Annotated in this window: 26 protein-coding genes, 3 tRNA genes and 3 pseudogenes; 27 read left to right on the top strand and 5 right to left on the bottom strand. The window is 40.3% G+C overall.

The window, feature by feature from the left end:
• The first annotated feature begins 229 nt into the window (after nt 1–229).
• From DOT_RS07695 to DOT_RS07730, 8 genes are all read left to right on the top strand, one after another.
• On the top strand, nt 230–985 hold the full coding sequence (locus DOT_RS07695; RefSeq protein ID WP_009616634.1) for an AAA family ATPase: 756 nt from the start codon (nt 230–232) through the stop codon (nt 983–985).
• A gap of 257 nt (nt 986–1,242) precedes the next feature.
• Entirely contained in the window at nt 1,243–1,551 is a 309-nt protein-coding gene (locus DOT_RS07700; RefSeq protein ID WP_050809842.1) for a DnaJ domain-containing protein, read from the top strand.
• Between the two features lie 64 nt (nt 1,552–1,615).
• On the top strand, nt 1,616–2,173 hold the full coding sequence (locus tag DOT_RS07705; protein WP_139024160.1) for a hypothetical protein: 558 nt from the start codon (nt 1,616–1,618) through the stop codon (nt 2,171–2,173).
• 74 nt (nt 2,174–2,247) lie between these two features.
• Nucleotides 2,248–2,985, top strand: coding sequence for a hypothetical protein (locus DOT_RS07710; RefSeq protein WP_009616642.1), 738 nt, complete (start codon nt 2,248–2,250; stop codon nt 2,983–2,985).
• A 205-nt stretch (nt 2,986–3,190) separates the two neighbouring features.
• Nucleotides 3,191–3,445: a DUF5320 domain-containing protein gene (locus tag DOT_RS07715; RefSeq protein WP_348982138.1), complete on the top strand. Its 255-nt coding sequence runs from the start codon at nt 3,191–3,193 to the stop codon at nt 3,443–3,445.
• A gap of 71 nt (nt 3,446–3,516) precedes the next feature.
• Nucleotides 3,517–3,885 (top strand): NifB/NifX family molybdenum-iron cluster-binding protein, encoded by a 369-nt coding sequence (locus DOT_RS07720; protein WP_009616645.1) that lies wholly within the window; start codon nt 3,517–3,519, stop codon nt 3,883–3,885.
• Between the two features lies 1 nt (nt 3,886).
• Entirely contained in the window at nt 3,887–4,723 is an 837-nt protein-coding gene (locus DOT_RS07725; protein ID WP_009616646.1) for an ATP-binding protein, read from the top strand.
• Complete coding sequence (locus tag DOT_RS07730) at nt 4,720–5,595, top strand: ATP-binding protein (protein ID WP_009616647.1); 876 nt, start codon at nt 4,720–4,722, stop codon at nt 5,593–5,595. Before DOT_RS07725 ends, DOT_RS07730 begins: the two co-directional genes overlap by 4 nt.
• Before the next feature lie 359 nt (nt 5,596–5,954).
• On the opposite strand, the gene DOT_RS27740 is transcribed toward DOT_RS07730, so the two are convergent.
• The 3 genes from DOT_RS27740 to DOT_RS07745 all read right to left on the bottom strand — a co-directional run bounded on the left by DOT_RS27740 (nt 5,955) and on the right by DOT_RS07745 (nt 9,415).
• Nucleotides 5,955–7,487 (bottom strand): PAS domain-containing sensor histidine kinase, encoded by a 1,533-nt coding sequence (locus tag DOT_RS27740; protein WP_157998430.1) that lies wholly within the window; start codon nt 7,485–7,487, stop codon nt 5,955–5,957.
• A 616-nt stretch (nt 7,488–8,103) separates the two neighbouring features.
• The gene (locus DOT_RS07740; protein ID WP_009616657.1) at nt 8,104–8,664 is read right to left on the bottom strand and encodes a flavodoxin family protein; all 561 of its coding nucleotides are present in this window, start codon (nt 8,662–8,664) and stop codon (nt 8,104–8,106) included.
• 295 nt (nt 8,665–8,959) lie between these two features.
• A complete protein-coding gene (locus DOT_RS07745; RefSeq protein WP_009616661.1) occupies nt 8,960–9,415 on the bottom strand; it encodes a hypothetical protein in 456 nt (151 codons plus the stop codon).
• 425 nt (nt 9,416–9,840) lie between these two features.
• Here DOT_RS07745 and DOT_RS07750 point away from each other — a divergent pair, with 425 nt between their 5' ends.
• The 11 genes from DOT_RS07750 (at nt 9,841) to DOT_RS07800 (ending at nt 18,395) form a co-directional block, all read left to right on the top strand.
• Nucleotides 9,841–10,608 (top strand): acyl-CoA dehydratase activase, encoded by a 768-nt coding sequence (locus DOT_RS07750; protein ID WP_348982139.1) that lies wholly within the window; start codon nt 9,841–9,843, stop codon nt 10,606–10,608.
• A 17-nt stretch (nt 10,609–10,625) separates the two neighbouring features.
• The gene (locus tag DOT_RS07755; RefSeq protein ID WP_009616666.1) at nt 10,626–11,771 is read left to right on the top strand and encodes a double-cubane-cluster-containing anaerobic reductase; all 1,146 of its coding nucleotides are present in this window, start codon (nt 10,626–10,628) and stop codon (nt 11,769–11,771) included.
• Nucleotides 11,772–11,895: 124 nt separating this feature from the next.
• Complete coding sequence (locus DOT_RS07760; protein WP_009616668.1) at nt 11,896–12,564, top strand: corrinoid protein; 669 nt, start codon at nt 11,896–11,898, stop codon at nt 12,562–12,564.
• Nucleotides 12,554–13,627 carry a uroporphyrinogen decarboxylase family protein gene (locus tag DOT_RS07765; RefSeq protein WP_009616671.1) on the top strand — a complete coding sequence of 358 codons (1,074 nt, stop codon included), beginning with the start codon at nt 12,554–12,556 and terminating at the stop codon, nt 13,625–13,627. The genes DOT_RS07760 and DOT_RS07765 overlap by 11 nt, the downstream gene beginning before the upstream one ends.
• A 257-nt stretch (nt 13,628–13,884) precedes the next feature.
• Nucleotides 13,885–14,370, top strand: coding sequence for a hypothetical protein (locus tag DOT_RS07770; protein WP_009616673.1), 486 nt, complete (start codon nt 13,885–13,887; stop codon nt 14,368–14,370).
• 16 nt (nt 14,371–14,386) lie between these two features.
• Complete coding sequence (gene gltX / locus DOT_RS07775; protein WP_009616674.1) at nt 14,387–15,868, top strand: glutamate--tRNA ligase; 1,482 nt, start codon at nt 14,387–14,389, stop codon at nt 15,866–15,868.
• A gap of 105 nt (nt 15,869–15,973) precedes the next feature.
• Nucleotides 15,974–16,047: transfer RNA gene (locus DOT_RS07780), tRNA-Gln, on the top strand.
• An 8-nt stretch (nt 16,048–16,055) separates the two neighbouring features.
• A tRNA-Glu gene (locus DOT_RS07785) sits at nt 16,056–16,130 on the top strand.
• A gap of 105 nt (nt 16,131–16,235) precedes the next feature.
• A tRNA-Lys gene (locus tag DOT_RS07790) sits at nt 16,236–16,311 on the top strand.
• A 241-nt stretch (nt 16,312–16,552) separates the two neighbouring features.
• Nucleotides 16,553–17,080: an RNA polymerase sigma factor gene (locus DOT_RS07795; RefSeq protein WP_009616676.1), complete on the top strand. Its 528-nt coding sequence runs from the start codon at nt 16,553–16,555 to the stop codon at nt 17,078–17,080.
• Nucleotides 17,058–18,395 carry a DUF4179 domain-containing protein gene (locus tag DOT_RS07800; RefSeq protein WP_242833794.1) on the top strand — a complete coding sequence of 446 codons (1,338 nt, stop codon included), beginning with the start codon at nt 17,058–17,060 and terminating at the stop codon, nt 18,393–18,395. The genes DOT_RS07795 and DOT_RS07800 overlap by 23 nt, the downstream gene beginning before the upstream one ends.
• Nucleotides 18,396–18,484: 89 nt before the next feature.
• On the opposite strand, the gene DOT_RS07805 is transcribed toward DOT_RS07800, so the two are convergent.
• A complete protein-coding gene (locus DOT_RS07805) occupies nt 18,485–19,159 on the bottom strand; it encodes a hypothetical protein (protein WP_009616680.1) in 675 nt (224 codons plus the stop codon).
• On the bottom strand, nt 19,156–20,121 hold the full coding sequence (locus DOT_RS07810; protein ID WP_040411564.1) for a DMT family transporter: 966 nt from the start codon (nt 20,119–20,121) through the stop codon (nt 19,156–19,158). Before DOT_RS07810 ends, DOT_RS07805 begins: the two co-directional genes overlap by 4 nt.
• Before the next feature lie 123 nt (nt 20,122–20,244).
• Here DOT_RS07810 and DOT_RS07815 point away from each other — a divergent pair, with 123 nt between their 5' ends.
• The 8 genes and pseudogenes from DOT_RS07815 to DOT_RS07850 all read left to right on the top strand — a co-directional run.
• Nucleotides 20,245–21,648 (top strand): PLP-dependent aminotransferase family protein, encoded by a 1,404-nt coding sequence (locus DOT_RS07815; RefSeq protein ID WP_009616687.1) that lies wholly within the window; start codon nt 20,245–20,247, stop codon nt 21,646–21,648.
• 338 nt (nt 21,649–21,986) lie between these two features.
• Nucleotides 21,987–22,387 (top strand): annotated as a pseudogene (locus DOT_RS07820) (MerR family transcriptional regulator).
• A 91-nt stretch (nt 22,388–22,478) separates the two neighbouring features.
• A complete protein-coding gene (locus DOT_RS28490; protein ID WP_242833795.1) occupies nt 22,479–22,712 on the top strand; it encodes a hypothetical protein in 234 nt (77 codons plus the stop codon).
• A 26-nt stretch (nt 22,713–22,738) separates the two neighbouring features.
• Nucleotides 22,739–22,870 (top strand): annotated as a pseudogene (locus tag DOT_RS07825) (NAD(P)H-dependent oxidoreductase); the annotation flags it as partial.
• An 815-nt stretch (nt 22,871–23,685) separates the two neighbouring features.
• Nucleotides 23,686–24,291 carry a class I SAM-dependent methyltransferase gene (locus tag DOT_RS07835; RefSeq protein WP_083824009.1) on the top strand — a complete coding sequence of 202 codons (606 nt, stop codon included), beginning with the start codon at nt 23,686–23,688 and terminating at the stop codon, nt 24,289–24,291.
• Between the two features lie 66 nt (nt 24,292–24,357).
• Nucleotides 24,358–24,537 (top strand): hypothetical protein, encoded by a 180-nt coding sequence (locus DOT_RS07840; RefSeq protein ID WP_009616700.1) that lies wholly within the window; start codon nt 24,358–24,360, stop codon nt 24,535–24,537.
• Between the two features lie 352 nt (nt 24,538–24,889).
• Nucleotides 24,890–25,468 carry an SEC-C metal-binding domain-containing protein gene (locus DOT_RS31745; RefSeq protein WP_009616704.1) on the top strand — a complete coding sequence of 193 codons (579 nt, stop codon included), beginning with the start codon at nt 24,890–24,892 and terminating at the stop codon, nt 25,466–25,468.
• Between the two features lie 224 nt (nt 25,469–25,692).
• A pseudogene (locus tag DOT_RS07850) lies at nt 25,693–26,158 on the top strand (HAD-IA family hydrolase); the annotation flags it as partial.
• Between the last annotated feature and the right edge of the window lie 201 nt (nt 26,159–26,359).

Consider the following 26,359-nt stretch of genomic DNA (forward strand, 5'->3'; position numbering starts at 1 on the left):
GGTACATTGGAATAGCGAAATAGCATTTAGTTTTTACTTTTACTTATCAGAAAAAGGATAAAACCCCGACAGTGCAATCAGCATTCGTACAGGGACCAAATTTATAGCACGGGTCAAGTGTTTTTGCCTGTGCTTTTGGTTTTGGGCTTAGGATATAAAACTGAATTTGATGCAAATAGGCCTATTCCTATGGCCAAAAGACAATTAACTTAATGTGGGAGGAGTTAGTTTGACAAAATATGTTGCTGTTGCCGGAAAAGGTGGCGTTGGAAAAACAACTTTTATAACTTTGATGTTAAGACAAATGATCCATAAAAAAAGGGGAATATCAATTTTAGCTGTCGATGCCGATCCAAATGCAAATTTGAATGAAGCTTTAGGTTTAACTGTCACTACAACTATTTCTGAACTTTTAGAAGGAAAAAAGAATATCAAAACGGTTTCTGATAGCGCGGAGAATATCACTTTTATGAAGAATCTGCAAAAATCGCTGATTTGCACTCCAAATTTTGATTTTTTAGCTATGGGAGATCCTCAAGGTCCTGGATGTTATTGTTACCCCAATAACATTTTGCGTATGTATCTGGAAACCCTGGGGAAAAATTATGATTTTGTGGCAGTGGATACTGAAGCTGGAATGGAGCATATTAGCCGCCTGACAATTCCTCACATTGATATAATGTTTATCGTTAGTGATTCTTCAGCACGCGGAATTCGCTCAGCCAGACGCGTTAATGACTTAATCCAAGGATTAAAGGCTGATATTGGTGAAGTTTACTTGATAGTTACGCATACAGTTAAGAACAGCCTAGAATCTCTGGCTGAAGAAATTGCTCAAACTGGGTTAAAGTTAATTGGAGATGTTCCATATGATGAATTAATTTTTCAACAGGATCTTATAAGTAAACCACTCTATGATTTGCCCGATGAGGCGATTTCCGTACGGGCAGTGGATAAAATACTACGCCAGACCAACATCCTTTAAATTTAAGGGCAATGCACAACAGGCTTTAGCTTTTGAAGGACAAATGCATGGAAATCCTGGTTTTTTTGTTTTCAAGTGGGTCAAGGAATAAAGAACTGGTAATTAAAAGAGACTATCGCCTGAAAATAATGATAAGTTATCTAGATATTACAAACATATAGTCTGCTTGTTATTCATACAAAGTTATTAAAGAGCTCAGAGGAAACTGATTATAACAATGAGAAGCTGCCATTGAAGGTGAATGATTGGGGTGCTGTATGATAACAGTTGAACTCATAAAAAAAGCCAGAAGTATACTTGGAGTAACGGATGCAGCGGATATGAACATGATCCGAAGTGCATACCGAAAATTAGCTAAACAATACCACCCTGATCGTAATCGAGATGATAAAAGCATAGAGGAGCAATTCAAATTAATTACAGAGGCTTACGAAATTCTTTGCGGGGAAAAAAATGCAGGGAGATATGGTATTTTGAAGACTAATACGGATAATGTAAATGAGCCATCTTATGATGATAAATCCTACTGGGAATGGTGGTTGGAACGGTTTAAGGACATATTATAACTAGCATTTTTGTTTAAAATGGGAAACTAACATGGAACTTACTAAGATCTTGGAGGCTATATGTGTGAAGGTTGCATTTGTCGAACGTCAATATGAGAATAAAGTCTTTCCCAAAGGGAAATTTAAGCAATTCGCTCAAAAAATAGCTCGGTTTTGTAACTTATCGATAACCGACCTTTATGTTTTAATACATCGAAAAGGCGATGATTTTGAGACAAGGTCTACAGTCGACGACCTAATGAATATCTGGGAGATCGGCAAGACAATTATTAGTCTTGCATTCCATTCTAGTTTTAGTATTATAAAGTTTAGACTTCAGTTGTACTCGAATGCTTTGAATATTACGTACAATATTAAGGGTGATATAGAAAATGCCAAGCACATCGTATTCTTGACAGAAAACACTTTGGAGCTTACAAGGCTCAGTGAACAAGGGACTGGCGAGTTGACCTTAGATAGTGATGAGGCAACTAATAAACGCGAATTCTTTGAAATTGAAGAATCATTATTTAACCTTATGAAACAGGTTTATGAAAGGGAAAGTGAAAATTCGGTTGAATCATTTGACAAGTATTTTAACCAGGTGATCAGGTCGCGTTGCCAAGAGCGTATAGATGGTTAAAATAATTGGTGCAAACAATTTCAAGCACTATACCCAGAAAGCTAATTCTCTATAAAGGAAGAGGGTAACGCATAATGAGTACGGAAGTTGCACTTCAATACGAAAACAAACTCTTTCATAAAGGTCAATTTAAGAAATTCGTTCTAAAATTATGTCGATTCCTTAATATATTACCCTCCGATGGTTACACTTTCTTACGTCAAAAGGATCAAGATTTTGAGATAAGCTCTAAAGTCAGCGTTGATGAATTAGAAAACATCTGTGATATTGGAACTACAGTTAGTCGTCTAGATTTTCATTATAATTATAATATTATTAAGTTAAGTTGTACGTCATGTTCAAATGTATTGAATGTTTTGTACGTAATAAATGGTAATATGAAATATTCCAAAAAACTTATATTTTTTGTAGAGAACATACTTGAAATTACCAGATTCACTGAAGAGATAAGCAAGTTGACCGATGGTCATCGTCAGGCTACTCCAGACATCTCTAGCGTAGAAAAATCCGAAGTTGTCATAGAACCAATTGGGCAGATGCAAACGGACTTAGACCCTAGCAATATATTAAATAATAGATCCATTGAACCTTCTGTAGAGGGAGTTATAGTTAGATTTGGGGGCAAGGGAGCTAACCAAAATAAAGAGACAATTAATAAACGGCAATTTCTCGAAATTGAAAAACCAGTACTTAACCTTATGAAACAGGTTTATGATAGGGAAACCGAAAATACTGTGGGATGGACATTAGAAAAGTATCTTCATCAAGTGATCCAGGCACATTGCCAAGAGATTATGGGTTATAATCAATAAGAAATGAGATTAATCGAAATATGGGGAGTTAATGATGAAATACAACCGACGATTGGGGTGCACCATGCATCTTGGTCGGCGGTTTTTTATTTTTAATAAGCTTGATGTTGAAATCTATAGAGACATTATCGTTATTGACATATGTTCATATCCGTGCAATAATAGAATTATAAAAGGCATATGCCAATAACTTATAAAGGAGACGATGAATTTGCCTGGAAGAGATGGAACAGGGCCTACGGGACGTGGAGTGGCGAGCGGAAGAGGTTTAGGCTATCAGGGAACAGAGGCTGTTCGCAGCACTACTGGATTAGGACAAGGATTAGGTTCCAGAAGAGGCCATAGAAATTTTGCCGCAGATCAAACCGTATCCAAAACACAAAAGGAATTACTGCAAGAGCAAAAAGCGCTCCTTGAAAGCAAGCTTGATATCATAAGCAAGCAATTACAGAGCTTGTAAGAGGCAGCAAAATTAGCAGGGGGACACTCCTGTTACTTTTGCCGCAAATTGAAGAGAATGGAGGATTTCCAATGAAAATTGCAATTCCGGTAAATGACAAATCTATGGAAGCAAGTGTCTGTGATTCCTTTGGCCGCACGCCCTATTACTTAATCTATGATACTGAATCAAACGAAAGTGTTTTTCTCGATAATAGCGCAGTAGCCAGCCAAGGTGGTGCAGGGATCAAGGCTGCGCAGACCGTTGTAGATAACAAGGTAAATGCCTTGCTTACCCCGCGATGCGGCGAGAACGCTGCAGAGGTCATTAAAGCAGCGAATATCCAACTATATAAAACGATCAATGATTCTCTTAAGGATAATATCGATGCCTTTAATGAGGGAAAACTCTCTTTATTGGAAGAAATTCATGCTGGATTTCATGGTCACGGAGGCAGATAGTATGAAGATAGCTGTGCTAAGCGGCAAAGGCGGCACAGGAAAAACACTTATATCTGTAAATCTGGCTGCGTCTGCCAAGGAATCAATCTATATAGATTGTGATGTTGAAGAGCCAAACGGACATTTGTTTTTCAAGCCGGAGAATATTCAATCAGAAGAAATCTCGATCAAGGTTCCTACTGTCGATGAAAAACTTTGTAATGGCTGCCGTAAATGTATTGATTTTTGTAAATTCAATGCCTTGGCCTATATTATCAACAAACCAAAGGTGTTTAATGAAGTTTGTCATTCCTGCGGAGGATGTGTGTTGTTCTGTCCTGAGAAAGCCTTATCAGAGAAAGAAATCATTATCGGGGAAATTCAAAGTGGTATTTCAGAAAATGTTGCAGTCCTTACAGGGATATTAAATGCCGGTGAAAAGTCCGGCATCCCCATTATCAAAAAACTTCTGAAGGATACTCATGAAAATAAATTCACCTTTATTGATTGCCCACCCGGAAGCGCGTGTATTGTCATGGACAGCATCAAAGATGCGGACTATTGCATATTGGTAGCAGAGCCTACTTTGTTTGGTGTTCATAATTTGAATATGGTTTATGAGCTCGTAAAGTTATTTAACAAACCGCACGGTGCGGTACTAAACAAGTGTATGGAAGGAGAAAATCCGTCAGAAAAATTTTGTCTAGAAAAGGATATTAAAATCATTGGCAAGATTCCTTTTGAGCAGGAGCTTGGAACTTTGAATTCAAAGGCGTTAGTTTTAGTTAGACAAAATAATAAATATCGCGATATGTTCTCTTCTCTGCTTCAAATTGTGACTAAGGAGGTGCAGATATGAAGCAGCTATTAATCCTTAGTGGCAAGGGCGGTACGGGAAAAACAACGATTGCCAGTGCATTTATTAAGTTAGCTAAGGCTAAAGTCTATGCAGATTGTGATGTGGATGCCCCTAATTTGCATTTGGTTATGAATCAGTCAGCGGAAGCCAAACGATCAAACTATTACGGATTGCCTAAGGCAGTCATTAATCCAAAATTATGTGTGCAATGCGATTTGTGCCTGCAAAATTGCCGTTTCGATGCAATACAAGTGGGTCTTGATTATCAGGTTGATGACTATGCTTGTGAAGGCTGCGGTGTCTGCGAATCAATTTGCCCTGTGGGAGCCATCTTCTCAAAACCGGTCTTAACCGGAGAATTAATGTTGTATTTAGACGATGCAATATTTTCTACTGCACAGCTTAGAATGGGAAGTGGCAACTCCGGAATGCTGGTAACCGAAGTAAAAAAGCAAATGAGAACGGCGGCGATTACAGACCATGACCTTGCAATCATTGATGGATCACCCGGTATAGGATGTCCGGTGATCGCCTCGATTAGTGGTGTTGATATGGTTTTGATCGTTGCTGAACCGTCTGTTTCGGGAATCAGTGATATGGAACGTATCATTAAAACTGCAGCAAAATTTCAAACGCGAACCGCCATTTGTATTAATAAATTCGATACCAACATTGAAAATACCGTTATAATCGAATCGTTTTGCCAAAAGTTCAACCTCCCTTTTGCTGGAAGAATCCCCTTTGACCCAGACGTTGTAAAGGCAATCAATAGGGGGCAGAGTATTGTTGATATGGATTGTGAAGCTGGGCGCGCTACAAAAAATATTTTTGATAAAACGATCAAAATACTATTTCAGGAAAGTTTAGGTTAAGGAGAGAACCCAATGAGTGAAAATTGTAATGATACCAAAATGGCATAAACTGTGATATACGTTCGATTGAATTTTTTGACGGTGATTGGCTTGACGATATAGCAACTATTTTCAAAAAAATGGTGGATGAAAAAATGAAAATTGCAGTGGCAAGTCTGAATGGAAGGAGCAGTGAAGAAGATTGAACCATTGAAACCCAGTTTTAGAAATAATCAGCTTAGAGTATGTGCTTACTTCTTACATAGTGATAAAACAATTATTAGAAAAGCAGAAACAAACCCATCGTAATCACGCCTAAGCTTGATTACGATGGGTTTGTTATGTAAATTACTGTTCTTTGTTGAATATGTCCATAATTTCTATTCTATAGTTAGAACAGGAAAATTTATACTGAAAGTTGTGCCATGTCCAACTTCACTCAGTACATTAATTTCGCCTTTGTGATTTCGTATAATACCATACGTCACCATAAGGCCAAGACCTGTACCCGTTTCTTTTGTTGTAAAGAATGGTGTCCCCAGCTTCTCTAAGTTCTCACGGGGCACTCCCGGTCCGTTATCTTGCACTTTAACCTCTACAACAGAATTACCCCGATTTGTCAGATGAATTTTTACAAATCCTCCATCGACTATCGATTCTATGGAATTTTTAATCAGATTAATAAATACTTGCTTTAGTTGATTAGGTTCCCCTCTAATCGCTAAAAGATCCTCCGATGCAATCAATTCCAATTGAATATCTTTTAAGACAGCTTGTGGTCCTATAAGGTTAAGGATATCATTTATAAGATTCCGCAAATTTATCTCTGCAAATTGAACAGGTACAGGTTTAGCCAAAACCACCATTTCACCCACAATATCATTAATCCGATCGATTTCTTGCATAATGGTTTCTAAATAGAATTCAGGAATTGGCTCGCTCTTTTTACTTTGAATCAATTGAACAAAACCCTTAATAGAGGTGAGCGGATTTCTGATTTCATGAGCGACCCCTGCTGCTAACTGGCCAACAAGTGCTAACTTTTCCGCCTTTTGAATATGCTCAGCCGCTATCCGATCTTTCAATAAGTTGAAATAACGAAGTATAACGATGATAAACATTATTAAAAGAATGATTATAAAGATATTACGCCACATAATTTGATTCATCTGATTGTTAAATTCCTGAAGTGGTTGCACAATAACAATAACCCAGGGTGCTTCCGTCAACGTTACGAATGAATGCTGTTCGGGTGGTTCTTCACCCGGTGATGGACCGATGGACCCTTCACCTGTTTTCGCGGCTAAAGCAGCTTTAAACAAGGGTGTTTTATCTAATTCCATTGTCTTTTTTAATTCTTCTAATTTAGGATGCCAAAGGAAATTTCCATCTTTGGTGAAACGCGTAGCGTATCCAGAGTGTCCAATCTGTATAACCGAAAGTTTATTTTGCAATTCGTCTAATGGAATTGAAACACCAACTATACCCGAAACTTTGCCATCTTGGTAAAATGGCGCTGTTATGCTAATGATGTCTATGCCTGTGACTCTGCCAACATAGGGTCCCCCGATAAAAACTTTTTTTTGCATTGCTGCTGTGAAAAAATCTCGATCAACAATATTTTTATCTGCGTGGTCATTAGGATATTTAGCGAGAAGTTGACCTTTAGCATTTGCCACGTAAAATAAAGATGCCTCGGAGTGGGCAAGGCTTATATCTCTTAAGAGCTTAGTTAATTCGTTACGATCATTATCAATTAATGGCACCCGAAAGGCAACACCTTTTAAAGTTTGTTTATAACTACTCAAATAGTCATCAACATAGTTGGCCGTAAGCCTAGCAATTTGCATATTCTTATTGATCATTTCTTGACGTTGCTCATTCAGTTGATCAAAAAGCAACAGATAACCCATTGTAACCACTGGTACTAGGATCAACATAATCAGAAGCACCTTTGCCAAACGTTTTTCTCTAATAAAATTCAAGGGTTTTCATCCTATCTTGTTGTGAATATTCTACATATAAGATTAATACTTATATATTTCGATATAGATTATTAATTCCCTCTAAATGATTCAAGCAAAGCCCATAATAGACAGCATTTTAGCTTCTACACAGCTCAACTATTGATTTCACTGCTATTTTTACCCGGTTTCAAAAGTGTCTCAAAACACCTACGTCCTATCCGCTTCCACCATGATGGGAATGTTGTTAAGGACAACAAGTTATTAGGAATTTGTAGAGAAACTTGCCGGCAACCGCATGAATATTTTTATGAGTACCTAAGCAATATTAACGGTCAATTAAAAGGGTTAGAGATTAAGAATAAAATGAATACCTGTAAATAGTTTCTGTATAAGATTTAAGAAATGTTGAAGCCACCGAGATCAAGCTTTTGCATCTGATATCGGTGGCTCCATTTTGAATATTTAGATGAATGTAATTTTGCGAAGACGTAGGAATCAAAAGCTCCGTTCTTACAAAATTAAAAGCTGTTCAGCATAATGAAATTTTATAGGTATGTATTTTTTACTTTGAGAGTAACTCTCCAGCGGTAAATGCTTGTTTTAGTAATTCATCCGATAACTTGAAATTAGGCGAACCTGTATGTGAACAAAGCAAGCTATCTGTAAGCTCCCAACCGAACATAGAGAACGTGCCATTGACGAACTGGATTGTGGCTTGAAACGCATCTTTGTTCTCGTTTCCTTGTGAGAAAATAGTAACTGCTTTTTTTCCAGGATAACGGGCTTGGAATGGGAATCCAGTGCCTTCAAGCACAGGGTACATTCTATCAAGCCATTGCTTTGCTTGCCCTGAGATTTGCATAAAATAAATGGGTGAGCCAAAAATTACACCGTCAGCATTTTTAATATCCTCGTACATTGGTTGTAAATAATCTTTTGTAGCGCAGCCCTCATGACTCCTACAATAGAAACAGCCTTGGCAGCCCTTGATACCATCGTCGTTAAGGTCATAGATTTTTATTTCAGCACCTTTTGATTGAGCTCCTTTGATTACTTCCTGAATTAGTTTAGAGGTATACCCGTTTTTTCTCGGACTACCGATAAATGCGATAACTTTACTCATATTTTGACCCTGCCTTTTAATGTTTTTATAATATAGCTCAATTATATCAGTATAATTGGGCTAAAGGCAAAAGCAACAATACATTTTGAAGTCCGTCTAAAATGGATAAAGCTCTTAAAACTGCTAAAACCGAAAAATAGAACAGCTTGGAGAATTGAAGTAATATCGAGTATTTGGAAGATGCATGTTTCATCAAAAACATTACACGGTATCTCCTCAGTCTAGTACCTTCTACAAAATAGATTAGCCGGGAATAATCTTTGTTTCCCGGCTCGCACTTAAATTGAATATCCCATCATTGCACTAATCTGCACCCAGCGTTCAGGCCTCTTCCACCACCATTTCGTCGACCGGCACCCATACCCATACCCATACCCAGTGCAGAACCATTTCCTAGGCCCATTCGAGCACTGCCGGTTCCGTCACAGATTGCCTGATTGGCCTTCATAGTATTATAAGCCGCATCTGCCTGCGCTTGTGTCAAATTACCATCCTTAACCCTTTGGTCTAGAAACGCCTTTCTCTGTTCGAGAGTCTCAGCTTTGAATTCCTCTAACTTTCCAGCTTCACTAGCAATGGTTCCATAGGTTTTACCGGCGGCTCGTTCTGAGGTCACTTGTTCCACAGACTTGCCGGTTAAGGTGGATACAATCCCAGCTGGTGTCGTTGCGTCTACAGCATAGGCAGCTCCTGTTACCCCTAAAACTCCGGCAATTGTAACAGCTGCAACGAGTTTCTTGAAGTTTTTCATAAAATCACGCTCCTTTTGATTTAGGTGTTAAAACCTTACGACTCTATAATAACCAGGGATTGTGACAAAAGTATTACAAAATTTAAGATAAAGACCTACATCTTAAAAGTCCTTTGTTTTTTGTGTACTTCTTGCTATTGACAACAACTTCAACTTTTATTCACATGAAAACGAAAAGGTGAAAATGGACAATGTAAATAAAGAATAATGAGTTTAGTAAACTGTTTCCCCCGACGAACAAAGTTGCCGAAGGTTGATGCGATCAAAATCTCTTTGAAGAAAAATCAAAAGGTTTAGTTTAATAATATATTTTATATTTATAATGATATAAGATAATTAATTAATTATATATAAAGGATTTTTTCATAATTTATAGAAATTAAGTTTGTATGTAATAAAGGTTGCGTGAATATGGGGAAGGTGAAATGGTGATAACCGCTGGGATTGATGTTGGTTCGACTGCAACGAAGGCAGTCATTTTTGATGGAACGATAAGAAGTATGGCTATGATCCCTACTGGCTGGAACCCTAAAGAAGCTGGACGAAATGTATTTCGTGAAGCGCTAAATAATGCTGGTTTGCAAGAACGGGACGTGGATAATGTCGTCGGTACCGGCTATGGACGTATATCGCTTTCATTTATCGATAAAAAGGTGACAGAGATAACCTGTCATGCAAAGGGGGCTAAATTTCTCTTTCCGCAAACTAGAACAGTCATAGATATTGGAGGTCAGGATAGTAAAGTGATTGCGGTAGCCGACGATGGTTCTGTTGCTGATTTTATCATGAATGACAAATGTGCCGCTGGTACTGGGCGATTCTTACAAGTCATGACGGGAATTCTGGATATTACTTTAGATGAATTAGGGCAAATGGCCTCAGGTAATGAGCCTGTTAGTCTTAATAGTATGTGCACTGTTTTTGCTGAGTCCGAGATCATTGGCTTCCTGGCCCAAGGAGTGACTAAAGCGTCTATTGCTTCAGGAATAGTTCAAACCATTGCTAAAAAATTGATTAGTTTAACTTCCAGAGTCCCTTGTCTTGATGAGATTACTTTTTCTGGTGGGGTAGCTAACAATCCGGAAATTTGTACTATCCTGTCGTCAACTCTAGGATTTAAATTTAATATTCCAAAGAACCCTCAAATTGTAGGTGCCCTTGGTGCAGCTGTTATGGGTTTCATACAATCTTAAATTGAAAGGAGATAACTATGAAAACAAACCTATTAGACGAATTTGAGGATTTACGCACAAATAGTGTGACTTCACTGTCCAAGGCCAAAGAAAATGGCAAGAAAGTTGCCGGAATGTATTGTCTGTATTCGCCGTCAGAAATAATTTTAGCTGCAGGGGCAATACCCATACCCTTGTGCGGTACTAGGCAAGATCCTATAGCCGTCGCTGAGAAGGTACTTCCAAGAAATCTTTGTCCCCTAATTAAATCAAGTTATGGGTTTGCAGCCTCCGGTACTTGTCCCTACTTTAATTTTTCCGACATTCTCATTGCCGAAACAACCTGTGACGGTAAGAAAAAAATGTACGAACTACTTTCTCAATATAAGCCACTCCACTTACTTCAACTTCCGCAAAAGCAAGATGGTGAAGAGGCTTTACGGTATTGGCTGGGGGAAGTAAATCAGATGAAAGAACGCTTGGAAAGGGAGTTTGCCGTAACCATAACGGATCAAGATTTAAGAAATGCGATTCGATTGGTAAATGAAGAAAGACGTTCACTTAAAGATTTACTGGATGTAGGAAAACTTAAGCCTTCACCGCTAAGCGGTATGGATTTACTAATGGTTATCTACAATCGAGGTTTTTGTACTGACAAAAAGGAAGTCGTTCAAATAGTTGATCGCTTAACCTCCGAATTACATGAATTATACAAGCGTGGAGTGACCCCGTTTAATATAAAAACTCCCAGAATATTACTAACTGGTGTCCCTGTAGGGATAGGCTCCCATAAGGTTGTGCAGATCATTGAAGAGTGTGGTGGAAATGTGGTCTGCTTCGAAAGCTGCGGAGCGTACAAAGCGGTTTACGAACATGTTAATGAAGACCAAGAACCTCTCTTAGCCATTGCCGAAAAATATCTTAGAACGCCTTGTTCCTGTATGTCTCCGAACGCCTCGCGTTTTGAACTTATAGAAAAACTAGCGGACGAGTTTAACGTAGACGGTATCATGGATCTCACTTGGCAAGGGTGTCATACATATAACATTGAATCTTACAGTCTGAAGAACTATCTTCAGGAGAAGAAACGTCGCCCGTTTTTACAAATTGAAACGGACTATTCAGAGTCTGATATTGAACAATTGAAAGTTCGAATTGAAGCGTTCCTTGAAATGATCAGCTAGAGACTATTGCAGAACGAAAATATCAGACCATTTTAATCAGAGTATTTTGTTTCTGCATCCATTAAAAAACAATTGGTCAGCAAAAGCAAAACAGATTGGCAAAGTATTGAAGGGAGAAGCTGAAATGGCCCAAAATAAGGAACTACTCTTTAAATCATTATCCGATGCCGTATTCGAAATGGAAGAAGAAAAAACTGTGACCCTCTCGAACACCATCATTGAAGAGAATATTGATGCTTATGAGGCAATAGAGAAAGGTCTATCTGACGGTATGAATAGGGCTGGGCAACTTTATGAGGAAGAAGAGTATTTTATACCCGAACTATTAACATGTGCGGACGCCATGTACGCTGGTCTAGATATTTTAAAGCAACACCTTAAAGTCAATAATGCAGGAATCAAAAATAAGATCGTTATCGGGGTTGTAGAAGGTGATACTCATGATATTGGGAAAAATCTAGTAAAGGTTATGCTCGAAACGTCAGGATTTGAGGTGATCGACCTTGGCAGAGATATCCCTCCAAGAGATTTCGTCGAGAAGGCAAAAGAAGTCAATGCGAAGATTATTGCCCTCTCAACCTTAATGACCACGACAATGGAAGGCATGAAAGAAGTGTTAGCCATATTGAAGAAAGAAAACCTTCGCGATCAAATTAAAGTAATGGTTGGAGGCGGGCCAATTTCACAGGGCTTTGCTGAGAAGATTGGAGCAGATGGCTATGCAGTTAATGCTTCAGAAGCGGCCAAGTTAGCCATAAAATTAGTAATTGGAGGCATAGACCATGAAAGATAAAATGACTTCTTTAGAAAGGATGACTGCTTATAACAAAGGTGAGTCAATAGATCGGTTACCTTGTAATCCCAATATTGCTAACGGAGCAGCTAGGGTGATTGGCTGTAAAATATCAGAGTTTAAAGGAAACGGAAAGTTAATTGCTAAAGCCCAGGTTGAAGCCTATCGGATGTTTGGTCATGACGGCGTCAGAATTTTCACCGACCTTTACGTACAAGCAGAGGCTATGGGAGCTAAGGTTTATTATCCCTTGGATGATACCGCTAATCTGGAAACACCAGCTATTAACGATGTATCGGAAATCGAGAAACTGCAGCCCGCTAACCCCTATAAAGATGGGCATCTACCTGCGCATCTAGAAGCTGCGAAAATATTAATTGATCAGATCGGTCTGGAGGTTCCTTGCTCGGGCGGTATTGTAGGGCCCTTTACGAACGCCTTTTTCTTAATAGGAATTGAACGAATGACTAAGCTGATCTTAAAAAACCCCGAAGCGGTCCATAAATTATGTGAGTTATCTTTAGAAACCTGTAAAAGGTATGCAGAGGCTTTTATTAAGATCGGCTTAACCCCAACCATATCGGAACCAATGTCCTCCACTACCATAGTTAGTCCTAAACAGTTCAAAGAATTTTCATTTCCCTATCTGAAAAGATTAATCGATTTCATCCTCTCTAAAGGGAAAACAGTTACTCTGCATATCTGTGGAAAGACTGAAAAAATTTGGGAAGATATGGTGGCGTCTGGAGCGAATTGCCTTAGTATTGACAATGTTGCAAGTTTATATAACTGCAAAAATAAGGTTGGAGATAAAGTACGGATTATGGGCAATGTCGATCCCTCTAGTGTAATGTATGATGGTACGATTCAGGATGTCAGGCAGGCAACCATTGAGTGTGTGAAACAAGCGTACGATAGTCCAAAGGGGTACATCATATGTTCTGGATGTAGTCTACCTATCAATACGCCCTTTGCCAATATCCAGGCAATGATGGATACTGCCCGAGAAATCGGCTATCCTATCAAAATTGATGCTCTGCCCATCCAGTTTACGATGGACTAGATTACGGTTACGTCTAAGAGGAGAACCCATTCCGTTTAACTACACTATAGTCCTGCCAGATCGTATTTATCATAGGATCTGGCCTTTTTTTGTCCATCATGGGCATGCTCCCAACCTAATCCAATCATTAAGTGCCTTGAAAAATAGAGTAGCACGGATGTATAATTAATAAATAATATCCAATCATAACAAATATATTATGTTCTTGTCCATTCAACAAGGAATTCATGTAGCCTAGACTTGAAGGGGGGACCTAATTGAATCATCAATTATTGAAGAGTGCTCCACAAGAGATTCGGGATGAGTATTTAAGACAAGAGCTCGGAATGGAAAAATGTGAGATATTAGACAAGTATCAACTAAGAAGTAACGCCGACATTTATTGGGAACGACATCATGAGCACCATCCCATTCAAAAATACTTTAGTCAGAAATTTGCTAAAAAAGCATCGCCGTTGGGAATGATCTTTTACATTTACAAGCTTTGCTACGCCAAAGTTAAATATTTTGATCAAAACTGGGACGATTTCGCTCCATGTGTCTACAATTGGCAAAGTGGATTGTTTGAGGAAACGAGAATGTCGGATATGGAATTTATAAAACACTTGAGTACAGGCATAATTCTTGATTTGAGAAATCTGGCCAAAATTAATAGATATGAAGATTTCTTGGCACTATGCAATTACCTTGAAGAACAAAAACGAAACACACTCGCTATACCAAAGAAATTAACTGCAATTTAGGTTGGGAGAGTAATTCATGAAAAAGGTCAGAGTTAGATTTGCTCCGAGTCCTACGGGTTATTTGCACATTGGGGGAGCAAGGACAGCATTGTTCAACTGGTTGTTTGCCAAAAGACACAACGGAAAATTAATTCTTCGTATTGAGGATACTGACACAGAACGACTTAAAGAAGATTCCGTAGGTCAAATTCTTAATAGCCTAAGATGGTTAGGGATAGACTGGGATGAGGGACCGGAAAAAGGCGGTGATTTCGGTCCCTATTTCCAATCTCAACGTCAAGAACTTTACACCAAGGAAGCTCTAACGTTACTTCGAGAAAACAAGGCCTACCATTGTTTCTGTAGTGTAGAAGAAATTGAAGAGGAACGCCAAAAGCAACGGCAAGAGGGTACACCCTTTCGTTATCCGGGAAAATGCCGAAATTTATCTCCAGAGGAAATTCAAGATCGACTGAAGCAGGGACTCCCCTCGGTGATCCGGATTAAAGTACCGGACGCAGGCCAAGTTCTCGTCGAGGATATTATTAGAGGAACAGTAAGTTTTGAATCGGAGCAATTTGATGATTTTATTATCCTTAAATCGAATGGAACGCCTACCTATAATTTCGCTTGTGTGGTTGATGACAATGCCATGCAAATTAGTCATGTTATTCGGGCTGAAGAGCATTTATCCAATACCCCCAAGCAGTGTCTTATTTATCGTGCCTTGGGACACGAGACACCCTTATTTGCTCACTTATCCATGATTTTAGCGCCAGACCGTAGTAAGTTAAGCAAAAGGCACGGTGCAACTGCTGTTGGCGAATTCCAAGAGATGGGTTGTCTACCTGAAGCCTTAGTTAATTATTTGACCCTTCTTGGATGGTCTCCGACTGAGGAGCAAGGCGAGATTATTTCTCCGGCCCAAACCATTCCTTCCTTTTCGCTCGCAAAAGTTTCGAAAACTGCTGCTGTGTATGACGTGCAAAAGTTGATTTGGCTTAACGGACAATATATGACCTCCTATGATTCAGTTAGCCTGACACTACAAGCGGTTCCTTTTTTCATTCAGGCGGGTTTAATCAGTCAGATAGAAGCGGAAGAAAAGCGAGAGTACATACGAGACGTCGTAAGTGTGGTCAAAGAAAGAGTAAGAACCTTGGGAGAACTGGCGGAAGCAAGTCGTTACTTTTTTCAAGATATTGTTAGCTATGATGACAAAGGAGAAGAAAAATACTTTATTAAACAAGAAGGCGTGGAAGCTTTGCTCTCTAAGGGTAGCGAATGTCTAAACACTCTAGATCGGTTTGATGTAGAAAGTATTGAAATCTCGTATCGTCAGTTAATGGATGAACTCAAGATTAAAGGCGGTATTATTATTCACCCGACAAGATTAGCTTTAACCGGTCGGACCGTTAGTCCTGGTCTATTTGAGGTCATGGCTTTATTAGGGAAAAGGAAGTGCTTAGAACGCTTAGATAAAGCCATTAAATTTATTAAGAAAAAAAATTACAAATGACTAGCATATGAGTTATAAATAGACTATAATAATCAACATAAGTTAATACGAATGTTTCTATATATTGTTTCAGTGATGATTGCCAGTTAAAAAGGCAGCCAGTGTTCCGGGATGGTGTAGTGGTAGCACATGTGTTTCTGGAGCATGTAGCCTGGGTTCGAATCCTAGTCCCGGAGCCAATTAACACGGCCCCATGGTCAAGCGGCTAAGACGTCGCCTTCTCAAGGCGAACTCAGGGGTTCGATTCCCCTTGGGGCTACCAAATGTTTCTTCTCCTAACGACCAAAGTGTATGTCAGCAGCTATTCTTAACATTGTTACTGACCTCGAGAACCGATAGGAATTTTTTGCTTCCGAGTGTTCTTATTGCGCCACTAGCTCAGCTGGTAGAGCATCCGACTCTTAATCGGCAGGTCCCTGGTTCGATCCCTGGGTGGCGCACCAAAAATATAAAAATATTACCCCGTATTACTCAAGTAGGAGTGATACGGGGTAATTTGCATATAGGATTAGTTTGAGCATTTATAATAAACAACCAAACTCAAATTCGGAGTTTATTATGTTAGCCTCTCTTTCTGATAAAATCAGAGGGAAAGAGAGGCCAAGAAAGAAAAAACTACTTATTATGAACTTTTCACCGTCGTTTATACTCTTACTTTAGAACAGACTGGAGTGAGGTGACAAAGTGGATCTGGAAGAACTGGTAAAACGGGCAAAAGCAGGCGACCAAGAGGCTTTGGTTCGACTGGTGATGGCGAAAAAAGAAGAATTCTACAGGCTGGCTTATGTTTATCTGGGGAACAATGAGGACGTGCTGGACGCAATGGAAGATATGATTGTGCTTCTCTTTGAGAACATTAGGCGTCTTAAAAACGGAGCCTCCTTTTACAGTTGGAGCAAGACCATATTGGTTAACTGCTGCCACAGCACCTTACGCAAGCAGAAAAAAGTTATTGCTATGGAAGAGGTTCCGGAAGGAAGTTATCAGGATGTGTTTGCCGAAAAGGAGGAACAAATCGCGCTGAAGAAGCATTGGGCTAAATTAAGCGAAAGGCAGCGGGAGGTACTTAAACTGCGCTTTTATTTGGACCTGGATTACGAATCCATTGCCCAGATCCTGAATATCCCTTTGGGAACGGTAAAATCACGGATTCATAACGGACTCAGACTCTTGAAGCAAAGTATTGGAGGTGAGTGGGTTGAACAAATTTGAGAATATTTTTGAAGAAGGAAAAGCAGAAATTGATCGTTTGTCTGCTCCCGATGATTTAGAAAAAAGGCTGCGAAGTGCTCTGGCTAACCGAAGGGTTCCCCGGCGCCCGCTGCAGCAATGGAAATTGAGAACTGCTGTGGCTTTAATAGCTTTTTCCCTGATTGCCTATAATTATGACGCCTTGGCCTATTACGGAAAACAATTTTTGGGATATGACCAGATTATGAACGGGACTTTGAAGCAACTGAATGAATTAGGGAAGGGTCAACTCATCAGTAAGAGTTATACCTTTAAGAATGGTTTTATCCTGACTTTGGATGGTGTAATGCTGGACAGCAATCAACTTCTGCTCTTTAGCACCCTGAAAGATCCGGCAGGAAAAGTGGATCAGGGGGATATGATGCCGAGGATGACCATCAAAGGTTTGATTGGAGAGTACATGGAGAATAACAGTACCGGACAAATCGGTGCGGATAAGACTGAAATTAAATCCGTAACAAGTTTTGCCCCCCCAAAGTTCTTCGAAAAAAAACTGACATTAACGGTAAGCATGATCGAGAAGGGGACGATGGATAACGGCAATATTCCTTTTACGCTCGATCGAAACACGGCCATGGGTTATACCCTGAAAAAGGACATTAATCAAACGTTTGATGTGGACGGAAGTAAAATTCATATTAATTCCATTCTCTCTTCACCCACGAAAACCGTTATTGACGGGTCAGTGATGAATATTTTAGAGCTTGCGGAAGCAAAGTTAAGCGGGGAAGAGCGACTTGCGCACATCTCTCTGGATTCTTTTGATTTGCGACTCTATGCTAACGACAAGGAACTCACCAAACAAGGAGGAGGAATGGGCACAAGCCTTCAAGGGATAATCTTTAACGAAGATTATGATGCCCTGCCTACGGATCTTCAGAAGCTGGAGATCAAGCTTGTCAGCCTGGGTACGGATCACCAGGTGAACCAGAGTTATACCCTTAAGCCTGGTTCGGATAATCCTGCTCTCAGCATTCTTGGGCAAACCATCGAAATCAAGAAAGTCTATCCCTCCGAGGGTGATACCTGTATCACCCTGAGCAGTGAGGATGGAGTGGTGCTAACAAAAGTCTACCTGCTTATAGATGGCAGGAGGGTGAGCCTGAATAATACTCAGGATGATCATTATGACAAAATTGCAGAGGGAAAATCAGGCAAGATTATTCATACGCGAACCCTGCATTTTCCGGGAACAGGGCAAACCCTTGAGCTTGATGTCCAGCGTATGACTTATGTCAAGACGTATAATGAGGTCGTCAATATTCCGGTAAAGTAGAATTCTGGTAAGCATCTGACTACAAGAGTTTTTGCAATAACACTTTGTCGAGCAGTGTTATTGCAAAATTCGGTGATGTGTAACAGATCTCATTCCTGAGAGACATGCTTAAAGCAGGTAACAGCTTTCACGGAACATTCTAGGACATAAGACTCAATATCGTTTAAGTGCTGATATATCACCTGTTCCTCCACCCCTAACGGCGCATATACCGTATAAATCACACGGCTTGTTTGCTCCGTTATGGCAGTTCGCAGATCGGGGCCACGAAGGATGCTGGAGATAATACCCTCCTGATCAGAAATCATGATGTCGCCGTCTATAGTTGTTACATCCCTGCCATTTAGAGAAGCATAGCTTTCCTGTCCGGTCGAAACAATGAATCTCAGAGGGGACTTTATTTGATCAAGGTCGTGTCCGGCTGTCAGGAGCATATTTTTAAGCTCCGCCAAGAACATCGCTTCGACCAAAGGCAAACCATCCGGAATCGCTTTCCCCTTGATGACCGACTCCAACTGCGGCAGCACATGATAGGTGTGGCCGAACTTTTTATAGTATAAAACATAAGTATCTATAGGATGCAGCGCCTTCAACTCACCCCGTGTTGCATGACCGTATTTTTCTCTGAGCGAATGTTCAAGATCGTGTTTTATTGCAGCCAGTCTGTTACCGCAGGCCGTATTTTGTACACCCTCCATAATCAAGATACCCAGAGAGCAATCCTTTGCGTTAACTCCTAATTCGTTCTGTATCATAGACATCATTTCGCCATCTCCTCTCCATTTTTCAATTCCTGCGCTTTTGTCATTCTGATAGAAATGTCGCCGGTACCGATCAGAACCATGCCGAATATTACAAGAATTCCGCCCAACCATTGCTGCCACCCGGGGTGTTCACCCAATATGATTACCGACAAAAGCATGGATGTAAAAGGCATCATACCCGAGAAAGCTGCGGCGGTAAAGGCTCCGCAGCGCTTGATTCCAGCGTACCAGAAAACAAAAGCCAGTGCAGTCACAAATAAGCCATACCACAAAAGCGCCAGCCATTCCAGAAGCCCAATTTCGCAAAGTCTCTGAACGGGTTCTTCAAAAAACGCCGGGATCAGGCAGAGTACGAATGCGATTGTCGATACCAGCGCAGTCTGATCCAGCGGATTGATCGGTTCCTTTTGACTGTATGCGGTCTTGACGACTAAAACGCGCGAAGAAATATTGAAAGCGGATTCGCTTGCCGCCGCGCAGAGCACCAGCATATTCCCACCAAAATGCTTCAAAGAAAAACCGTTTCCAGCACTCAACAGCCCCTGTATCATCAGAATGCCACCCACCGTGCCGATGATCCCCACGAGCTTTTTTCCGTTTACCGGTTCCTTCAATAATGCCATCGCAAGAAGCGCCGTCACTGCGGGCGTGGCTCCTGTCAAAACACCTGCTTCCACGGAACTGGTAAAATGCAGGCCGTATAGCAGAAACATGCGAAACAAAAAAATACCGAATATGGCCTGAAACAAAATTAAGACATAGTCTTTTGCGGATATCTCGCGCAAGTTCTCCATCAACTTTTTCCCACAGACAGGCAACAATAAAAGAAGCGCAAAGAAAAGGCTTACAGATGCAATTGTAAATGTTCCGAGCTTTTCGGAAACAAATCTTGCGGATATAACGCTTGTTCCCGCCAACAAAAATGCAAAGAATAAACAAACCGGCCCTTTCCATTTCTTCAAACTTAAATCTTCCCTTCATAATGCCTTGCTTTGTCTTGGATGAATGGTATAATTTTACCAAGCAGACTGGTATAGATAAAGCGCCAGTTCAATACAGATCACATTAGACCAGTTGGAGGCAGTATGTGGGGAATCGAATTAAACCGGAAAAGTGAACAGCCGTTAAAACGACAGATTTATCAGGAACTGAAAACGCGAATCATGAACGGACAGCTGAAATCAAACGACGCTCTGCCATCCACGCGGGAGTTGTCCAAGGCACTAAATGTATCCCGAAACACCGTCGGAGAGGCTTATGAAATGCTGATTGCAGAAGGCTTCGTCATAAACCGTCAAGGGGCCGCCACGCGGGTTGCTGAGGGCTTATATATGGATAAAACTGATCCTTTTGCGCCTCACGAGAATGGTTTGCCCAAGCAGACGTTAAAAGCGGACTTTAGGACTGGAAGACCAGATTTGCGGCAATTACCGCATTTTTTATGGCAACAGTTGCTTCATAAAGCTTCTGTGGAAATGCCGATTGAGATGTACGGATATACTGGTCCGCAAGGTCTTCCCGCATTGCGCTCGGAAATAACCGCCTGGCTTTTCAGAAGCCGCGGCCTTACGGTGAACTCAGACGATATCTTTATCACAGCGGGCGCAACCCATGCTCTGCATCTGCTGTGCGACCTGCTGTGCGGAAACGGCAAAAAAGTTCTGATGGAAGACCCCTGCCACAGCGGCATGCTTCAGACGTTCTTATATAAAGGATGCCCGATTGTTCCCGTCCCCGTGGATTCTCAGGGAATGCAGATGCAATACCTACCCGACGGTAGGGATGCCTGCGCAATTTATGTTACGCCGTCACACCAATTCCCCTTGGGCGGAATTCTGCCCGCCGCCCGGCGCGCAGCGCTGATTCGTTTTGCCAGAGAAAACGGTCTGTACATTTTGGAAGACGACTATGACAGCGAGTTCCGGTATTGCGGAGAACCCATCGCACCGCTGTATGCGATGGATCCACAGCATGTTATTTACGTTGGAACCTTCAGCAAATCGCTGTTTCCGGCACTCCGAATTGGTTATGTCGTTCTTCCCGAACAGCTGCATAGGCAATGGGGCGAAATACGCACCCATACCGATGTGCAAAACCCACCCTTTGAGCAGGCGGCACTCGCTGAATTTCTACGAACGCGCAAACTGGACAGGCATGTCCAAAAAATGCGCAGGATTTATGGGCAGCGGCGGCAGGTTCTGATGGAATCGCTGAAAGATGCCTTTGGCAGTGCATGGATGGCCTACGGCGATGACGCCGGACTACACATTGCGATTGATTTTCCGGGAAGGTGTTTTGATGAGACGTTCCGTAGACGCTGCCTGCAAAACGGTATCTATATAACCCCCGTGGAAATCCATTGTATCGAAAAAGGCAGGCTTCAGAGCAAGCTTCTCATCGGATACGGACATCTGGAACCGGAAGAAATCCGAAACGGCATTGAATTTTTACGTGATTACATGGAATCCATCGCGGGAACCGTTAGATAGTTTAATTTACATTTGTGACAGCTTTACAATGGACAACGTGGACCAACCGTTACGTTTTGTTAAATTTGCAATGAAACATACATAATAACAAGCAACGCACAGAGATCATGATTGTAACGACTTGTACGGATATGGAACTAAAGCCATTGTTTAAGATAATCAGAGCACGTTGGGATATTGAAAACTCTATTTTTTAATAACTAAAACGTGAATGTGGAACGCCTATAAGAAGGCTAGTGAGTTCGACAGCCTGGCGAGGGCGCGCCTAGTTGCAAAAAACACTTGACTTGGAGCTAACTCCAAGTGTTATGATATCGAATGTCAGGAGGTAAAATCGTATGACGATTACAGAAGTGAGAAAAAATTCGAACTTTCACAGGATACACTCCGCTATTATGAACGTATCGGACTGCTTCCGAGTGTGAACCGCAATAAAGGCGGAATCAGGGATTATACAGAGGAAGACTGTAGGTGGGTCGAATTTATCAAATGTATGCGAAATGCAGGTCTTCCGATTGAAGTATTGATTGAGTATGTTGGGCTGTTTCAACAGGGTGATGAAACCATAGAGGCTAGAAAAGAACTCTTAAATGAGCAGCGTAAACAGTTAGTAGCAAGAATGGGAGACATGCAGAAAACACTGGAACGCCTGAATTATAAGATTGCAGTTTATGAAAATGTAGTCGTTGAAAAAGAAAAAGCGCTAAAAAAGAACGAAGGATTAGAAAAATATGAATGAATAATTTCGTTGATCCCCAGGCTTTGGTCAATCTGATCAAGGAAGTAGCGGAGGCAAAAACGCAACGCCGGCTCAGATTGCACTCGCAGGGGTGCTGGCCCAGAAGCCGTGGATCGTTCCCATTCCCGGCACGCGGAAGCTGGGGCGTTTGGAAGAAAACCTGGGCGCAGCGGACGTTGAACTGACCCCCGAGGAACTGCGTGATTTGAACGACGCGCTCTCGAAGATCGAGATTTCGGGAGATCGCTATCCTTTAGGTTCAGAATTCGCAAAAAGAACGGGCAACCAATGGGAAAATAATTACTTCATGCAGGCTCTAATCTGACTGAAAACGAACGGAGGTAAATATGAATGAATGTTATATTAGTAAACGGTAGCCCTCACGCCAATGGCTGTACTTATACTGCACTTGAAGAAGTGGCAAAGACGCTAAATACCGAGGGAATTGAAACACAGATCTTCCAGATTGGTAACAAGCATATTTGTACCTAAACAGCCAGAGCGTCAAAACGTTCTGGCTGTTTCCTTTTTCCGAGCAGTCCATGTGAAATAGATTAATTCAAAATCATTCGTATTCTTAATGCAAAAAAAGCGCCAAGATTTATTCTGATTATTATAATTATTGAAATAGTCAGAATAAATTGATATACTGATGGATGTACAGTTCACAGTATGACATTATTTTTGCAGGTCTTAAAAATTGATTGAATTAAAATAAACTGATAAGGAGGGGATTGTAAAGCCTCAAATTCGGAGTTTTTCAGAGCTTTTGTCAGACCTCTCAATCTGCTAAAATCAGAGGGAGAGAGGACAAAATGAGAAGAAACTACTTTGTAAAATTAGTAAGATATATGAAGAATGTCTACCATCTTCAACATGGTTTGAATAAACTGTCTGACGGAAGAGCTAACCCAACTTATAGTACAGGTCAAGTTATTTTGCCTGTGCTTTTTGGTTTTTTGCTTAGGATAAAGAGCTTTAATGAACAGAGTTTTATGAGTCAACATTTACTTTGCACCTAGTCATTAATAAATTATTACATAGCTGGCAACCAGTCTATGAATTTGAGGCTGTGTTTTAGCATTTTGAGGGGGAAATCAACCCGAAAGGGACGAGCACTTTGTTGCAAGTAATCACCCCAATAATAATCAGTTGCTACTGACCACGGGAAAACCTTTTTTGAGAGGAAGAGATTTTGTGGAAAAAGTATTTGAGCATGTTAGGCAGGTATCTCCATATACCTGGGAAGGTATATGGAGATACAATCCGGAAACGGATGCTTTCTATAAATCATTCATATGAAGTATGAGAAAATGGTAAACTCAGCGATTGATTATTATAACAAAAATGCTCATGACTTTTACAATAATACCGTCAATGCGGATATGAGCGAACACTACAAGCGATTTGAAAAGCACCTAATACTAGGAAGTCGCATTCTTGATGCTGGTTGTGGTTCGGGTCGGGACAGCCTTTATTTTCACACTAAGGGCTACAAAGTGGACGCATTTGATGCCTCCGATGCTATGGTCAATTTAAGCTCTCAATTAACCGGATTATCCGTTCATCATGCTCGATTTGAGGATGTTACGTTCGAAGATAAGTTTAATGGTATTTGGGCTTGTGCTTCCCTTTTACATATTGGTAGAGAAGCAATAAGAGGCGTACTCCAGAGACTTGTGGATATGCTTTGCAAAGATGGCGTATTTTATATGTCTTTCAAGTATGGTAACAAGGCTTACGAGAAGGATGGCCGAAGTTTCAATTGCTATGATGAAAATGCCTTTTCGAGAATGATCGAGACATTGCCGGAATTAAGGATTCTAGAGTTATATAAAACAAAAGATTGTAGGGCCTGTAAAGACGACGAATACTGGCTCAGTGCTATATTAGTGAAAATCTAAGTTTTATTGACAAGGAGTTACGAGCAAAGCGAGAAATGAATTTGGTTGAATGGGGAGGGACATCACATGAAGAATTGTGAAATGAAATTAGATGGCAATATATTGACTATAACAGTTGATATTTCAAAGGAATTTGGGAAATCTGCTTCGGGAAAAAGTATTATTATTAGTTCGACTGAAGGAAATGTGTCAATACCAGACAAAGAGGATATAAAAATCGGTTTAAATATTTATCGAAAGCCATGAAAATATGATGGACCTATACGTCCTTGGCATTCTCTGATCAATTGGCAGCCCCATAGAGGACAGGTTCCATATTTATACTCCGCAATAATGACCGTTATTTTCTCGATGTTGGTCGCCAAGCATTGAGTATTTCTCGCTGGGGATGACATCGATAATAATGAAGATTCGAAATTTTGTCAGAGTGATGGTGTATTTGTCCTATACTAATAGTATAATTGTTGAAAAAGAAAGTGAAAAACACTTCATGTATGCATATGTATGCTTGTTTTTATCCGGCTGTCCTTCGTTTTTGCAAGGTCACCAAAATTATCCTACCATTCTTTTAAATCATATTTAAAGAAGGTGTGCCAAAATGATCAATCTACCAATATTTTGTAATTCTTGTGGAACAATCTTCCCTTCAGGTAACGTTGTGGAGAATTTAACGGATAAAATCAATGATATTAGCGGTAGTTGTCCACTTTGTGGAGAATTCGGTCAAGTTCCATCAGGCATTTACAATTTTATCGGTCACACAATTGAACTTTTAACTGGCCCAAATAAAACGATCGATGAACTTAACAAATTATCACTAATTTTGCGTAATTACCAGGATAAAGAATCTGGTATTAATGAGATTAGGCAACAGATTAAACAAGAGGTTCCCGAATTAACTTCTATAACCGATCTATTGCCTGAAACCCGTCAAAATATCTATCAACTCATTCAAATTATTCTTTTTGTCATTACCATGATAATAACATTAACTTTAGAAGGCCAACAGGGACCAATAACAGCCGAAACTATAGTTGCACAGTTATATAAGCATCTAACTCCCTCTACTAATTCACCCAATGATAAAATAAACAAGAACTTTAAAGTAGGAAGAAACGAATTATGCACTTGCGGCAGCGGAAAAAAATATAAGAGATGTTGTGGTCCAGCACTTTAGGGTCTACCACAGTCAAACCATTAATTTCACTGGTATTTACGCTCTTAAACGTGGTTTGAATAAACCGACTGACGGAAGATTTAATCCAAGTTATAGCACAGGTCAAGTAATTTTGCCTCGTTTCCGATCAGAATTGTATTGAGTGTCATTTAGGGGATAATAAATCATTTCCAGATACAATTAGACTTAAAAACACGCCTAAAGTAAATCATCATGAAACGATAGAAATCGGTAAAAAGTTGTTCCCTGAACTAGATGAAGCTTGGCAAAGGAAGTTAATGAAAGAATTCTGTGAAACAGAACAAGTTTATTTAGAGGAACATGGCGGAATGTTATACCCTAAATTAGAAGAAACCCTTGAAACGTTAGCTCAAAACTACAAATTGTTCATAGTCAGTAATTGTCAGGATGGCTATATACAAGCCTTCTTTAAGGCCCATAGCTTAGATAAATATTTCAGCGATTTTAATGTTGGGGTTAACAGGACTGTCGAAAGGGGAAACCAATAAAATCATCATGGCAAGAAATGACCTGAAAAAACCTATTTACGTAGGCGATACACATGGAGATGCCCAGTCAGCCAAAGTGGCGGAAGTTCTGTTTGTCTATGCAAGTTATGGCTTTGGTGAGGTTGAAGACTATGATTATGTAATTGATCGTTTTGAAGAACTGTTAACTTTAGGAATATAAATGCCTATTTCAAATTGGATTAAGAATTCTACCCGATTGGGAAATACGATGTAAGGTGAGGATTGATTCACTTGAAATACACCGGCACCATTTATCGCCCGCCCTTCGAGTCAATCTCCTTACTGCTGCAGGAAGGAAATTGAGCTGATTCTGAGACAGCTAGCGTCATTGAGATCGGCCGGCGCCTAAAGGAGGCTAAGA

This window comes from Desulfosporosinus sp. OT (assembly GCF_000224515.1).
GTDB lineage: Bacteria > Bacillota > Desulfitobacteriia > Desulfitobacteriales > Desulfitobacteriaceae > Desulfosporosinus.

What these genes read in the sequence shown, in the direction of transcription:
- DOT_RS07760 (WP_009616668.1), top strand. Translation starts at nt 11,896, where the DNA reads ATGGCCCAAAATAAGGAACTACTCTTTAAATCATTATCCGATGCCGTA.
- DOT_RS07840 (WP_009616700.1), top strand. Translation starts at nt 24,358, where the DNA reads ATGAAGAATTGTGAAATGAAATTAGATGGCAATATATTGACTATAACA.
- DOT_RS27740 (WP_157998430.1), bottom strand. Translation starts at nt 7,487, where the DNA reads ATGGGTTATCTGTTGCTTTTTGATCAACTGAATGAGCAACGTCAAGAA.
- DOT_RS07805 (WP_009616680.1), bottom strand. Translation starts at nt 19,159, where the DNA reads ATGATGTCTATGATACAGAACGAATTAGGAGTTAACGCAAAGGATTGC.
- DOT_RS07715 (WP_348982138.1), top strand. Translation starts at nt 3,191, where the DNA reads ATGAATTTGCCTGGAAGAGATGGAACAGGGCCTACGGGACGTGGAGTG.
- DOT_RS07755 (WP_009616666.1), top strand. Translation starts at nt 10,626, where the DNA reads ATGAAAACAAACCTATTAGACGAATTTGAGGATTTACGCACAAATAGT.
- DOT_RS07710 (WP_009616642.1), top strand. Translation starts at nt 2,248, where the DNA reads ATGAGTACGGAAGTTGCACTTCAATACGAAAACAAACTCTTTCATAAA.
- DOT_RS07730 (WP_009616647.1), top strand. Translation starts at nt 4,720, where the DNA reads ATGAAGCAGCTATTAATCCTTAGTGGCAAGGGCGGTACGGGAAAAACA.
- gltX (WP_009616674.1), top strand. Translation starts at nt 14,387, where the DNA reads ATGAAAAAGGTCAGAGTTAGATTTGCTCCGAGTCCTACGGGTTATTTG.
- DOT_RS31745 (WP_009616704.1), top strand. Translation starts at nt 24,890, where the DNA reads ATGATCAATCTACCAATATTTTGTAATTCTTGTGGAACAATCTTCCCT.
- DOT_RS07765 (WP_009616671.1), top strand. Translation starts at nt 12,554, where the DNA reads ATGAAAGATAAAATGACTTCTTTAGAAAGGATGACTGCTTATAACAAA.
- DOT_RS07700 (WP_050809842.1), top strand. Translation starts at nt 1,243, where the DNA reads ATGATAACAGTTGAACTCATAAAAAAAGCCAGAAGTATACTTGGAGTA.
- DOT_RS07720 (WP_009616645.1), top strand. Translation starts at nt 3,517, where the DNA reads ATGAAAATTGCAATTCCGGTAAATGACAAATCTATGGAAGCAAGTGTC.
- DOT_RS07745 (WP_009616661.1), bottom strand. Translation starts at nt 9,415, where the DNA reads ATGAAAAACTTCAAGAAACTCGTTGCAGCTGTTACAATTGCCGGAGTT.
- DOT_RS07725 (WP_009616646.1), top strand. Translation starts at nt 3,887, where the DNA reads ATGAAGATAGCTGTGCTAAGCGGCAAAGGCGGCACAGGAAAAACACTT.
- DOT_RS07740 (WP_009616657.1), bottom strand. Translation starts at nt 8,664, where the DNA reads ATGAGTAAAGTTATCGCATTTATCGGTAGTCCGAGAAAAAACGGGTAT.
- DOT_RS07750 (WP_348982139.1), top strand. Translation starts at nt 9,841, where the DNA reads ATGGTGATAACCGCTGGGATTGATGTTGGTTCGACTGCAACGAAGGCA.
- DOT_RS07835 (WP_083824009.1), top strand. Translation starts at nt 23,686, where the DNA reads ATGAAGTATGAGAAAATGGTAAACTCAGCGATTGATTATTATAACAAA.
- DOT_RS07815 (WP_009616687.1), top strand. Translation starts at nt 20,245, where the DNA reads ATGTGGGGAATCGAATTAAACCGGAAAAGTGAACAGCCGTTAAAACGA.